Source organism: Cupriavidus sp. F041, assembly GCF_057814235.1.
This window is the reverse complement of the sequence record NZ_JBVASY010000002.1, coordinates 958,168-969,970: the sequence shown is the minus strand read 5'-3', so window position 1 is coordinate 969,970 and position 11,803 is coordinate 958,168. Positions and strand designations below refer to the sequence as shown.

Annotated in this window: 11 protein-coding genes; 5 read left to right on the top strand and 6 right to left on the bottom strand. The window is 67.0% G+C overall.

The window, feature by feature from the left end:
* Window positions 1-27: 27 nt before the first annotated feature.
* From ACZY0R_RS21575 to gcvA, 3 genes are all read right to left on the bottom strand, one after another.
* Window positions 28-1,176: a DUF1501 domain-containing protein gene (locus ACZY0R_RS21575; RefSeq protein WP_488861082.1), complete on the bottom strand. Its 1,149-nt coding sequence runs from the start codon at window positions 1,174-1,176 to the stop codon at window positions 28-30.
* A 5-nt stretch (window positions 1,177-1,181) separates the two neighbouring features.
* Window positions 1,182-2,567, bottom strand: coding sequence for a DUF1800 domain-containing protein (locus ACZY0R_RS21570; RefSeq protein WP_488861080.1), 1,386 nt, complete (start codon window positions 2,565-2,567; stop codon window positions 1,182-1,184).
* Window positions 2,568-2,990: 423 nt separating this feature from the next.
* Entirely contained in the window at window positions 2,991-3,893 is a 903-nt protein-coding gene (gene gcvA / locus ACZY0R_RS21565) for a transcriptional regulator GcvA (RefSeq protein WP_045238105.1), read from the bottom strand.
* Between the two features lie 129 nt (window positions 3,894-4,022).
* Between gcvA and ACZY0R_RS21560 the strand changes: the two genes are divergently transcribed.
* The 3 genes from ACZY0R_RS21560 (at window position 4,023) to ACZY0R_RS21550 (ending at window position 6,972) form a co-directional block, all read left to right on the top strand.
* Window positions 4,023-5,009, top strand: coding sequence for a tripartite tricarboxylate transporter substrate binding protein BugE (locus ACZY0R_RS21560; protein WP_488861078.1), 987 nt, complete (start codon window positions 4,023-4,025; stop codon window positions 5,007-5,009).
* A 12-nt stretch (window positions 5,010-5,021) separates the two neighbouring features.
* Window positions 5,022-5,894, top strand: a complete 873-nt coding sequence (locus tag ACZY0R_RS21555; RefSeq protein ID WP_488861076.1) for an N-formylglutamate amidohydrolase — start codon at window positions 5,022-5,024, stop codon at window positions 5,892-5,894.
* Window positions 5,895-6,150: 256 nt separating this feature from the next.
* Window positions 6,151-6,972, top strand: a complete 822-nt coding sequence (locus tag ACZY0R_RS21550; protein ID WP_488861074.1) for a BspC domain-containing protein — start codon at window positions 6,151-6,153, stop codon at window positions 6,970-6,972.
* A gap of 82 nt (window positions 6,973-7,054) precedes the next feature.
* Here the strand turns inward: ACZY0R_RS21550 and ACZY0R_RS21545 are convergent, their stop codons facing one another.
* Both ACZY0R_RS21545 and yaaA read right to left on the bottom strand, forming a co-directional pair.
* Complete coding sequence (locus ACZY0R_RS21545) at window positions 7,055-8,197, bottom strand: M14 family metallopeptidase (RefSeq protein WP_488861072.1); 1,143 nt, start codon at window positions 8,195-8,197, stop codon at window positions 7,055-7,057.
* Between the two features lie 111 nt (window positions 8,198-8,308).
* Complete coding sequence (gene yaaA / locus ACZY0R_RS21540; RefSeq protein WP_488861070.1) at window positions 8,309-9,094, bottom strand: peroxide stress protein YaaA; 786 nt, start codon at window positions 9,092-9,094, stop codon at window positions 8,309-8,311.
* A gap of 39 nt (window positions 9,095-9,133) precedes the next feature.
* Between yaaA and ACZY0R_RS21535 the strand changes: the two genes are divergently transcribed.
* Both ACZY0R_RS21535 and ACZY0R_RS21530 read left to right on the top strand, forming a co-directional pair.
* Window positions 9,134-9,682 (top strand): putative toxin-antitoxin system toxin component, PIN family, encoded by a 549-nt coding sequence (locus ACZY0R_RS21535; protein WP_488861068.1) that lies wholly within the window; start codon window positions 9,134-9,136, stop codon window positions 9,680-9,682.
* A 54-nt stretch (window positions 9,683-9,736) separates the two neighbouring features.
* Window positions 9,737-10,933, top strand: a complete 1,197-nt coding sequence (locus ACZY0R_RS21530) for a pyridoxal phosphate-dependent aminotransferase (RefSeq protein ID WP_488861066.1) — start codon at window positions 9,737-9,739, stop codon at window positions 10,931-10,933.
* A 146-nt stretch (window positions 10,934-11,079) separates the two neighbouring features.
* Here ACZY0R_RS21530 and ACZY0R_RS21525 read toward each other — a convergent pair whose 3' ends face one another.
* Window positions 11,080-11,721, bottom strand: coding sequence for a glutathione S-transferase (locus ACZY0R_RS21525; RefSeq protein ID WP_488861064.1), 642 nt, complete (start codon window positions 11,719-11,721; stop codon window positions 11,080-11,082).
* Window positions 11,722-11,803 lie beyond the last annotated feature (82 nt).

Here is an 11,803-nt window from a genome sequence, read left to right as displayed (position 1 = left end):
CCGGGCCTGGACTGCTGCGCGCCTGACTCAGGCGCGCAGCAGTCCGCCCAGCATTCCCCCCTGCCCGCCCCCGCCTCCGAACAGCGTGCGCGCCACGCGCTCGCCATCCAGCCCGAAGCTTTGTGCCGCTGCCGCGGCGATCAATCCGTCCAGTTCCGTCGTTGGCGCGAGATCGCGTCCCTGGTAGAGCGCACCCGGCGCCAGGCCCGGCCAGTCGGCCAGCACCCGCCCGCCTTTGACGGCGCCGCCCATCAGCATCGCCGCCGCCGCCGTACCGTGATCGGTGCCGCCGGTGCCGTTGGCGGCAGCGGTGCGTCCGAACTCGGTAGCCACCAGTACCGTGGTGCGCTCCCATGACGGACCCAGCCCGTCGCGCAGCGCCGCCAGCATGGCGTCCAGCGCCTTGAGCCTGGCAGCCAGCCGCGGTGCCTGTGCGCTGTGCGTGTCCCAGCCGCCGGTTTCGATCATGGCGATGCGGGGCCCGTCCGCCCGCGCCAGGAAGCCGGCGGCAAGCCGTCCCAGGCTGGCCGGGTCCTGTCGCGCGCCGGCATCGCCGGCGAGTCCGCGGGCTTGCATAGCCGCGTTCCAGAGCGGATGCAGTTGCGCATCCATCTCGTAGAGCTGCCCGACACGCGCCAGCAGGTCATCCGGCGCGGCCGGCAAGGCCGATGGCGCATAGGAGCTGACATCGGCCGTCCCGCGCAGGGCTGCCGGGACGGTCGGCGCGAAGGCGATCGCGTTATCGGTCCGCTTCGGTAGTAAGCCCACCAGCCGGTTCAGCCAGCCGTCCTTAACCTGGTAGGGCGCGTTGCCGCCGGTCTCCAGCACATTCTGGCCGTCGAAGTGCGAGCGCTCGCGGTAAGGCGATGCCACCGCGTGCACGAAGAGCGCCTGCCCGGCGGCATAGAGACGCGCCGTCTCCGCCAGCGCGGGATGCAGCGCGAATGTGCCGTCGAGCCGCGTGGCCTGCGTGGCGTCGATGGCGAGCGCGCCGCGCAGGCGGGCGTAGCCGGGATCGGCGTAGGGGATCACGGTGTTCAGGCCGTCGGCGGCGCCGCGCTGGATGACGAAGACAAAGCGCCGGTCGGAATCCACGCTGGCCAGCGTGAGGCGTGGCAGTGCAAGCATGGCGCCCGCGCCGGCGGTGACGCGCAGGAAATCTCGGCGGGAAAACATGGCGATCACCTCCTTTGGAAATCGGGCGAGACCAGCAGCAAGGCCAGCGCGGTCTGGGCGCTTTCGGCGCGTGCGATGGCGCCGGCGGTCGGTGCGGACAACGAACCGGCGAGCAGCCGGGGACCAAGCTCGCGCGCATCGAGCCGGTCGCCGACGCGCGCGGCCAGGCGCTGCGCCAGTTCCACCCGCCGCACCAGCGCGTCGGGCGCGGCCCAGCTCGCGGCGAGGTCGTCGTAGCCCGCGGGCGATCCCGGCCGCCAGACCGGCTGGCCGAGCTGGGTCAGCATTGGCGCGAAATGCTGTGCGCCCGGTTCGCGCAGCCCCAGCCCGCGCAGCGAGGACACGGCCCACTCCCACGGCGTCTTGAACTTGGCCGGCGCGCCGGCCCACGCCTCGGGCGATTCCACCAGTGCGCGATACACCTCGGACAGCGCGCCGCCGCTGCGCAGGTATGCATCGGCCAAACGTGTCACCAGGGCCTGCGGCGGCGTATCGGCGACGAAGTGCCGTGCCAGCTTGGTGGCCAGATGGTTCGCGGTGGCTTCGCTGTGCGCGAGATCGTGCAGCACCGCCAGTGCCTGCGCCTCGCCTTGCTGCGCGTAGGTGCGGCCCAGGATGGTCCGGGCGCCGGGCTCATGCAGGCGCGGCCGGAACTCGAAGTGCCCTGGCTCGCCTTCTGCGCGCGCGCCGAGGCCACCAATGCTCCAGCCGGTCAGCGCGCGCGCGAACTCGGTGACGTCGGCCTGCTGGTAGCCGCTGCGCACGCCCAGCGTATGCAACTCCAGGATTTCGCGCGCCAGGTTTTCGTTCAGCCCGAGCTGCCGTTCGGGCGCGCGCTGCGCGGCCACCCGCGCGGCCATGCTGTCCGGCCCGATCGAGCGCACCTGATCCAGGAAGATCTGCATGGCGGGATGCCGCTCCACCGCCACCAGCATGTCCTCGAAACGCCCGAGCACGTGCGGGCGGATCGCCTCGGCCTCGAATGCGCCAGCCAGCGCGGCTACCGCCGGCTTCTCGACCGAGACCGCGAAGTGATTGGACCAGAAGTGCACCAGCCGCTCGACGAACGGCGCGGGCGTAACCAGCGCGCTGGTCACGCGTGCGTCCACGGCATTGCGATAGGCCTCGCGCGTCTCGCGCTGCAACTGCTGGCGAGCGGCGGCTTTGACGTCAGCCTGCGACTGGCGGACCTCGCGCTGCTGGGCGCCATACGCGCCGGCCAGCGCCGCCGTATCGGGCTGCCCGCTCCAGGGCGCCGGCCTGGCCTGGTAGCGCTCGAACTGGCCGAGCAGCCAGCCACGTGGATCGGCGGGCAGGGATTCGTCGGGGCGCGCGCCCAGCCCGAAGCGGTTGACCGCGATGGCCGCGGTTGTCATGGCGGTGGTGGTCATGCGTTGCTCTCCCGGAAGTCCGGCGTCTTGAACCAGGGCGGCGTGGCGACCTGCCGCCCTACTGGTTGCTGCTTTGTCGCTCAATGGCTGTGGTCCCGCGTTGTCGGTTCATCCTCCGTGAATGCCGCGCCTGCCCCCGGCCGGGCGCGGCCCCGCCGCGTCAGTAGACAAAGACCGGCGCGCGATAGTGGTGGCAGGCCGCGCCGGCAAGATCGCGCAGCCGGACAGCGTAGCGTCGACAATCCGTACGAGGCTGGCCGTGGGCAAAACAGGGAAGGGAAATGTCGACCCGCACATGAGATTGTCCAGTCCAGGCCCCGGCGCCACTAGCCCCCGGGGTCGTCATGCCTGACATGTCTCTTAAACGCAGTCGGCCGTAAAATCGTTTGCGGAAAAACGTAAGTCTTGATTACAAAGGGTCCGTCATGCCACCACGTCGACCCCTTCCATCACCCACTGGCGGAAGGTCTGGAGCGCCGGCAGATGCTGTTTCTGCTCCGGATAGCAAAGGTAGTAGCCCTTCTTGCTCAACACCCGGGCCGGATGCGCCACCACCAGCACGCCGGTGGCAAGCTCTTCCTCGATCAGGCAGCGCGGGATCAGCGCTATGCCAAGCCCCGACATCGCCGCCTGGGTAAGCAGCGAGAACTGGTCGAAGCGCGCGCCACTCCACGCCTTGCGGGTGGCGACACCAAGCTCGGCGAACCAGTCGGGCCAGGCTTCGGGCACGGTGGTGTGATGCAGCAGGGGGAAGCGCAGCAGGGACGAAGGCGTGCGCGCCATCCCTCCGGGCTCGCCCGCCAGCAGGGCGGGCCGGCACACCGGCAGGACTTCGCGGCCGGTCATGTAGTCGGCCAGGCTGCCCGGCCACATGCCGTCGCCGAAACGGATGGCGGCGTCGAGATCGGGCTGGGAAAAATCGTAGCCCTGCGCATGCGGCACGAACTCCAGGCTGACGTCGGGATGTTTCTCGAAAAACTGCGGCAGGCGCGGGATGAGCCACTTGGCGCCAAGCGTGGGCATGCTGGCGATGTGCAAGGTGCCGCCGCGGCCTTGCCGGGCGATCAGTTCCACCGTGGCGGCTTCGATCTCGGTCAGGCTGGGCCGGATACGGTCCAGGTAGCGCTGGCCGGCATCCGTGAGCATCAGGCGCTGGCGCACGCGTTCGAACAATTCCACGCCAAGAAAGGCTTCCAGGCTGCGGACTTGCTTGCTCACCGCACCCTGCGTGACGTGGAGCTCCCGGGCCGCGGCGGTAAAACTGTTGTAGCGGGCGGCGGCCTCGAAGGCCTGCAATTCAGTCAGCGACGGACACAAGCGCCGCATAGATAACCCCTTACTTCACTACCAAATGGAATGATCCCACGATTTTAATTCGTTTGCGGTCTCATTGCTCGAACAAGCAGAATCGCGGAAGCCCTTCTTCTCCTCTCTCCCCCATTCAGGAACCGCACCATGCAACGCCGTAACATGCTCCGCCTCCTTGCCGCCGCCACTGGCGCCGCCGCCGCTGGCCTGTCGCTTTCGGCCGCGGCCCAGGGCACCTACCCGACCAAGCCGATCTCGCTGATCGTGCCGTTCCCCGCCGGTGGCACCACCGACATCGTCGCGCGCATCGTGGCCGACAAGCTCGGCCAGCAGCTGGGCCAGACCGTGGTGGTGGACAACCGGGGCGGCGCCGGCGGCAGCATCGGTACCGGCTACCTGGCCAAGGCCGCGCCGGACGGCTACACCCTGGGCATCGCCACGGCTTCCACGCATGGCATCAACCCCGCTGTGTACCCGCGCCTGTCCTACGATGCCACCAAGGACTTCACCACCATCACCAACCTGGCTTCGGTGCCCAACGTGATGAGCATCAACCCGGCAGTGAAGGCCAACGACATGAAGACCTTCATCGCCTTGACCAAGAGCCAGCCGAACAAGATGGCCTACGGCTCGGCCGGCAACGGCAGCGTCTCGCACATGATGGGCGAACTGTTCAAGATGAGCAGCAAGACCGAACTACTGCACGTGCCGTACAAGGGCGTGGGCCCCGCGCTGAACGACGCACTGGCCAACCAGGTGCAGGTGCTGTTCGACAACCTGCCCTCGTCGCTGCCGTTTATCGAAGGCGGCAAGCTGCGCGCCCTGGCCGTAGCGTCGCCCAAGCGCGTGCCGGCCCTGCCCAATGTGCCGACCTTTGCCGAACTCGGCCTGCCCGAAGTCAACGATGCCGCCTGGTTCGGCCTGATCGCGCCGGCCGGTCTGCCCGCCGACGTGCAGACCAAGCTGCACAACGCCGCCATCAAGGTACTGGCGATGCCCGAAGTAAAGGCTAAGCTGGAGAAGCTGGGTGCGGTGCCGGTTGGCAATACACCGGCCGAGTTCGCCGCGCAGATCAAATCCGAAGTGGCGAAGAACAAACGCATCGCCGCCGCAGCCAAGATCACCCTGGATTAACCGACACCCATCATGACGGAAGCAGACCGAAAGACCGGGCTCAGCCCTTACCTCCTGCAACTGCCGCAAGGCGAGAGCAGCCCGCTCTTTCTCGATTCCCCGCACAGCGCCACCAGCTATCCGGCTGATTTCCGGCCGGCCGCCGGCCTGCCCCTGGCGCTGCTGCGCCAGGCCGAAGACACCTTCGTCGACGAGTTGTACGCTGACGCTCCCGCACGCGGCATTGCGCTGCTGTGCGCGGGCTTCCCGCGCAGCTACCTCGATGCCAACCGCGGCATCGAGGAAATCGACGAGGCCCTGCTGGACACGCCCTGGCCCGGCCCGCGCCAGGAAACCTCCAAGACCCGACTCGGCAAGGGGCTGGTGTGGCGCGTGCTGGATACCGGCGAAGCCATCTACGACCGCAAGCTGAGCGTGGCCGAGGTGCAGGCGCGCATTGCGCAGTACTACCTGCCCTACTACGCCCAACTGCAGAAGCTGGCCGACCAGGCTATCGCCAGCCATGGCAGCGCGTGGCACATCAACTGCCACTCGATGCCCAGCGAGGCTGCGCAGTACGCCACCGAGCATCCGGGGCTGCAGCACCCCGACTTCGTGGTCGGCGACCGCGACGGCACCACCTGCGATACGCGCTTCACGGACCGCGTCGAAGGCGTGCTCAAGGAGATGGGCTACGACGTCTGGCGCAACCACCCCTATAAGGGCGTGGAGATCGTGCGCGTGGTGGGCCAGCCGGCACAGAAGCGCCACAGCCTGCAGCTCGAGATCAACCGCAAGCTGTACATGGACGAAGTCGGCCTCGTGCACAACGCCGGGTTCGGCAAGCTAAAGGCCGATCTCAACGCGCTGCTGGACGAGCTCAAGGTCTTCGTCAAGGCCGCTTAAGCGCACCGGAAACCATGCGGCCCGCCGTGCAATGCAGGGCAGGCCCCACTGGCACCGCAACTCGCGCCAATTCCCGCACCGCCGCTCCCGCGGCGGTCTTTGCCGCCGCGCCGAAGGCTGCACTCGGCTGCAACCCGGCAGCAACCCGCTTCGGGTGGAACCCTTACGCCGGGAGATTTCGGAACTTTGCTGCATGGGTTTCCTCTATCATGGCAGACCTTTGCCAACCCCTTATGCTCCAAAGCAAGACGATCCCGTGATCCGACGACTCTCTGACCTCATCAGCAGCCGGCTGTGCTCGCTCGCTGCTGCAGTGGCAGGTGCGATCGCCCTGGTGGGCTGCGCCGATACTCCGCTCAATGATCGCGACGCCGTGGCAACACCCGGCATCGCCACCCAGGCCGCCACCGCGGCCGCCGCCAAACCCGCAACCCCTGCCCCGCCCGTGGCTGCCGCCACTGCGTCACCGCCCACCACGACGGTGACGCTACCCGCGCAAGGCCGCGTGAGCCTGGCCGAGTACCGTGCGCAGATGCGCCAGCAACTGATGCAAACCGAGAATGCGAGCGCGGATGTGGCCGATTGCGCCGCGCACGCCAGTTGGGTGGTGCCCCGCTCGGCCAGCTACGACGCACTGAAGATCCCCACCGGCGCGCTCGGCGCCGGCCAGGCCACCGTGGAACCCTGGGATGGCCGCTTCTCGCAAGGCAAGCAGGCGGTTCCGGTCAGCGCTGTGGTGACCTTTACCGCCACCGCCCACAAGCGCCGTGCCGAAGCCCAGTGGGAACCGGTCAAGGTGCGCTGCGGCTATGCCGACGGCATGATGCTGGCCTACGAACTGCTCGATGGCAGCGGCACCATCATCAGCGAACCGGCCGCCGCGCCCGCCGTACGCAGCAACGCGACTACGCGCCAGGCCACCAGCAGCAAAGCCCACAAGGGCAGCAAGTCGGGCTCGGGCAAGGCCACCACCAGCACCAAGTCCACCAAGGCAACCTCTTCCAAAGCCAGTAGCAGCAGCAGCGCCAAGCCGGCCAGCAAGAGCAGCAGCAAGTCGACCACCAAAAAGACGAATTAATACGCACTAACGCGCATTAAGGCGAACTGATGCGCCCCGCCAGATAGCCGCCCGCCGGGCGGCTATCTGTCCATCCGTGCGTTCAGCCAAGTTGCTCCAGGATGGCCTGCAGCATTGCCGCGCCCAGCAAAGCGCTGCGCGCGCCGTTCCAGCCCACCGCCGGATCGGGCTGATCGGCATTGTCCTTGAACGGCATCTCCAGCGTCAGCGACAGGCAGCCAAAGGTATGGCCGATGTACTTCGAGGCCAGCTTGAGCGCGTCCGCGTTGTACTTGCTGGCGGCGTAGCCGTGGACGTCCTGGAAGTCCGGCGTCGCGCGCTTGAACGCGTCGATGAAACGCAGCTGTTCGGCGCGCTGCGCTTCGGTGAAGCCGGGCAGCATCTCGCTGCCGGCGACGAAGTTATAGGGCAGGCCTTCGTCGCCATGGATGTCGAAGAACATGTCGCAGCCGGTGGCCTCGATGGCGCGGCGCACGTGGTACACCTCGGGGCTCGTCTGCTGGCTGGGAGCCATCCATTCCCGGTTGAGGTTGGCCCCGGCCGCATTGGTGCGCAGGTTGCCGCGCGCCGAGCCGTCGGGATTCATATTTGGCACAATGTGGAAGACAGCACGCTCCAGCAGGCGGCGCGCCACCGGGTCCCCGGCCCACAGGCCCGTGCCCGTCAGGCGTTGCAGCACACCCTCGCAAAACCACTCCGCCATGGTTTCGCCGGGATGCTGGCGCGCGATCATCCAGATGGTCTTCTTGCCGTCGCCTGGCGTACCCACCGTGACCGCGGTCATGTCGCGGCCATCCACGGTGCTGCCCAGGTGCGACAGGCGCGCCAGCGGCGAGCGCTGGCAACCGGCAAGCAGCGACAGGTGGCGGTCGTCGGAATAGGGCTCGAAGTAGGCGAGCCAGACGCTGTCGTGCTCTGGCGTGAAAGCCACCGTCATGGTGCTGCCGTCGAAGCTGGTCGGCACGCGGAACCAGTGTGCGCGGTCGTACGAGGCCACGGCTTCGTAGCCGCGCCAGCCATCGGGGTAGGTACAGTCGCCGGCATTCAGGAATTGCAGGCGGCAGGCCTGCCCTGCCGCGCCCTGCAAGCGGAAATGGAACCACTGGCGAAATTCGGCGTGCGAGTCGGCGCGGATGCGCAGGCGGATGTCGTCGGCCTGGGCGAGCGACGCGACTTCGATGGCGCCCGCATCGAAGCTGGCGGAGATATGCAGGGCTCTGGTCATGGCGTGGAATCTCGCAGGGTTCGCGCCGGGATACCGTTCTCTCGGCAAGCCCTGGCGCTGGGTTCGGGAGCGGGCCGGCAACAGGCCGGCCGGCGTTGGTCTGTTTGCTTTTCAGTCTTCCAGCCGCCGGCGGAATACCCAGCGCGCGTCGTCGGAGGCCGCCGCGTCGAAGGCGTAGCCATGCTCGGCGAAGCGCTTGAGCTTTGCCGGTTCGGTGATGCGGTGGGTCACTGCATAGCGAGCCATATAGCCGCGTGCCCGCTTGGCGTGGAAGGAAATGATCTTGTAGCGGCCGCCCTTCCAGTCCTCGAATACCGGCGTAACGATCCTGGCCCCGAGCACCTTGGGCCGCACCACCTTGAAATACTCTTCGGAGGCCAGGTTGACCAGGGTGGGGCTGCCCTCGTTCTTCTGCTCCTTGAAATCCTCCTGCAGCAAGCGGGTGACGTCGTCGCCCCAGAAGGCATAGAGATCCTTGCCCGCCACATTGTCCAGGCGCGTGCCCATTTCCAGCCGGTAGGGCTGCATCCAGTCAAGCGGCCGCAATACGCCGTACAGCCCGGAAAGAATACGGAGGTGCTTCTGCGCGAAGGCGAGATCTTCGCAGGACAGGGTGGAAGCGTCCAGGCCGTCGTACACGTCGCCATTGAAGGCGAGCACGGCCTGCTTGCTGTTGGCCGCGGTGAACTCCGGCGACCAGTCCCCGTAGCGGACGGCATTGAGCACCGCGAGCTTGTCGGAGATGTCCATCAGCGCGCCGATATCCTGCGGCGCGAGCTTGCGCAGGCGCTCGATCAAAACCGCCGAGCGGTCGATGAAACGGGGCAGCGTATGGGTCTTCAGACGCGGGGGCGTCTCGTAGTCGAGCGACTTGGCAGGGGATAGGACGATGAGCATGGCAAAATCGCGGCAAACACAAAGGCCAGATTGTAACGAATGCACCCCGAATCCACCGCAGTACCCGCCAATTCCCCGCCGGCCGAGCCAGCCTTTGCCGCCCTGCCCGCGCCGCGGGTCGTGCTCGACTCCAATATCTGGGTCGACCTGCTGGTCTTTGCCGACCCCCATGTCGAACCCATCCGGGCCGCGCTGCACAGCGGCGCCATCGCCGCGGTGATCCGCCCCGACTGCCGCGAGGAACTGCGCCGTGTGCTGGCTTATCCGCAATTTGCCCATTTCGGCGTCGACATTCCCGCCGCCATGGCCACGGTGGACCAGTTGACCACCGCCTTCGCCATCCCGGAGGAAACCGAGACGCTGGCGGCGCGCCTGCCGCGCTGCCGCGACACCGACGACCAGAAGTTCATCGAACTGGCGCACTTTGCCCAGGCGGCCTGCCTGGTGTCCAAGGACAAGGCTGTGCTCAAGCTGAAGGGCCGGTTGCGCCGCCAGAGCGGCGTGGACATCCTGCTGCCCCAGGCCTTCGCCGGCTGGCTGGCGGCACGCGCGGAACGCCATGCGCAGGCGCAGGCCGATCCCCGCTAGAATGCCAGCAACGTTTTTCGTCCATCCAGACCGTCCAGCCTGACGCTGCCTCCCATGCCCACCACCAATCCGAGCGCCCAGTCCGGCGCCAGCACCCTCGCTCCGCTCACCCCGCCGCCGTCGCGCCTGCCCAAGGTCGGCACCACCATCTTCACCGTGATGTCGGCGCTGGCCGCCGAGCGCAACGCGGTGAACCTGGGCCAGGGCTTCCCGGATTTCGACTGCGACCCGAAGATCGTCGATGCGGTCGCGCACGCCATGCGCTCGGGCCTCAACCAGTACCCGCCGATGGCGGGCGTGCCCAGGCTGCGCCAGGCCATCGCCGACAAGATCGGCAAACTGTACGGCCATGCCTACGACTGGGACAGCGAGATCACGGTCACGGCCGGCGCCACCCAGGGCATCCTCACCAGCATCCTGTGCGCGGTGCACCCGGGCGACGAAGTGATCGTGCTGGAGCCCTGCTACGACAGCTACATCCCCGCCATCGAACTGGCCGGCGGCAAGGTGGTATCGGTCGCGCTGGACGCGCCGCACTTCCGCATCCCCTTCGACCGACTCGCCGCCGCCATCACGCCGCGCACGCGGATGCTGCTGATCAACACCCCGCACAACCCCACCGGCACCATCTGGCGCGCGGGCGACATGGAGCGCCTGGCCGAACTGCTGGCAGGCACCGATATCCTGCTGCTGTCCGACGAGGTCTACGAGCACATGGTGTTCGACGGCCAGCTTCACCAGTCGGTATCGCGCCATCCCGAACTGGCACGGCGCAGCTTCGTGGTGTCGAGCTTCGGCAAGACATATCACGTCACCGGCTGGAAGGTGGGCTATGTGGCCGCGCCGGCAGCGCTGTCCGCGGAATTCCGCAAGGTGCACCAGTTCAACGTGTTTACGGTGAATACGCCGGTGCAGTACGGGCTGGCCGAGTACATGGCGGACCCCGCGCCTTACCTGGACCTGCCGGCTTACTACCAGGCCAAGCGCGACTTCTTCCGCACCGGGCTGGCCACCACGCGCTTCAAGCTGCTGCCGTCGGATGGCACCTACTTCCAGTGCGTAGACTACTCGGCCATTTCCGATATGAGCGAGGCGGATTTCTCGATGTGGCTGACGCGCGAGATCGGGGTGGCGGCGATCCCGGTGTCGGCGTTCTATTCGCAGCCGCGCGAGTCTGGCCTGGTGCGGTTCTGTTTTGCCAAGAAGGAGGAGACGCTGGCGTTGGCTCTGGCGAGGTTGAAGGCACTGTAGGAGCAAGAGCGCCTGCGGGACTGCGTTCGGCGGTGGTGACTCGAGCAGTATCGGTCCTGCGAGCCGCTCCCGCCCCTGATGCAAAGTCATCAATGCAAAACGCCCGCTGATCGCGGGCGTTTTACCTGGCTGGTGCAAACCCTGACTTACTTCCGGCCGCTCAGCATCAGCTCCGTATTCGCCTTGCGATCCGCATTCACCTTCTGCACGGTGGGCCGCTCGGACATCCGCTTCAGGTAGTCCCTGACCGGCAGGTCGGACAGCATGTCCGTACCGTAGATGATCTTGGTGCACGACGAAATCAGCGGGAAGTGCACCACCGCGGCGCAGTCCGCCAGCGTGAAGGTATCGCCAGCCAGGTAAGGCGAGAACTTCGCCAGCTTGGCGAACGCGGGGATATACCGCTCCAGCAGCTTCTTCTGGCGCTCCTTCACGCCATCGCTCACCTTGCCGCCAAAGAACGCTTCCGGATAAAGCTCGCGCGCGGTCAGTTCCAGGTAAAGCTCCAGGAAGGTGATGAGTTCGCGTACCTTCGCGGCCTGGTAAGGGTCCGCCGGCAGCAGCGGCGATTGCGGATAGGTCGACTCGATATAGGCGTCCAGCACTTCGGACTCGCATAGCGGGCCGTGATCGGTGATCATGTAGGGCACCTTGCCCAAGGGCGAGGCTTCGAGATCGGTCTTGCCGATCCAGGCCAGTTCCTCCTCGAACGGCAGGTTCTTCTCCAGCAAGGCCAGCTTGACCTTGTTGTAGTAGTTGCTGGCGGCAAAGCCACAAAGTTTCAGCATGTCGTCTCTCTCCTCGTTATTTGCGATCCAAAGGGGGGATCGCGATGGAATCAGGGGCGTCGTGTCCTGCGCATACCTGATC

What these genes read in the sequence shown, in the direction of transcription:
- ACZY0R_RS21555 (WP_488861076.1), top strand. Translation starts at nt 5,022, where the DNA reads ATGACGGAAGCAGACCGAAAGACCGGGCTCAGCCCTTACCTCCTGCAA.
- ACZY0R_RS21545 (WP_488861072.1), bottom strand. Translation starts at nt 8,197, where the DNA reads ATGACCAGAGCCCTGCATATCTCCGCCAGCTTCGATGCGGGCGCCATC.
- ACZY0R_RS21530 (WP_488861066.1), top strand. Translation starts at nt 9,737, where the DNA reads ATGCCCACCACCAATCCGAGCGCCCAGTCCGGCGCCAGCACCCTCGCT.
- ACZY0R_RS21575 (WP_488861082.1), bottom strand. Translation starts at nt 1,176, where the DNA reads ATGTTTTCCCGCCGAGATTTCCTGCGCGTCACCGCCGGCGCGGGCGCC.
- ACZY0R_RS21525 (WP_488861064.1), bottom strand. Translation starts at nt 11,721, where the DNA reads ATGCTGAAACTTTGTGGCTTTGCCGCCAGCAACTACTACAACAAGGTC.
- ACZY0R_RS21535 (WP_488861068.1), top strand. Translation starts at nt 9,134, where the DNA reads ATGCACCCCGAATCCACCGCAGTACCCGCCAATTCCCCGCCGGCCGAG.
- yaaA (WP_488861070.1), bottom strand. Translation starts at nt 9,094, where the DNA reads ATGCTCATCGTCCTATCCCCTGCCAAGTCGCTCGACTACGAGACGCCC.
- gcvA (WP_045238105.1), bottom strand. Translation starts at nt 3,893, where the DNA reads ATGCGGCGCTTGTGTCCGTCGCTGACTGAATTGCAGGCCTTCGAGGCC.
- ACZY0R_RS21560 (WP_488861078.1), top strand. Translation starts at nt 4,023, where the DNA reads ATGCAACGCCGTAACATGCTCCGCCTCCTTGCCGCCGCCACTGGCGCC.
- ACZY0R_RS21570 (WP_488861080.1), bottom strand. Translation starts at nt 2,567, where the DNA reads ATGACCACCACCGCCATGACAACCGCGGCCATCGCGGTCAACCGCTTC.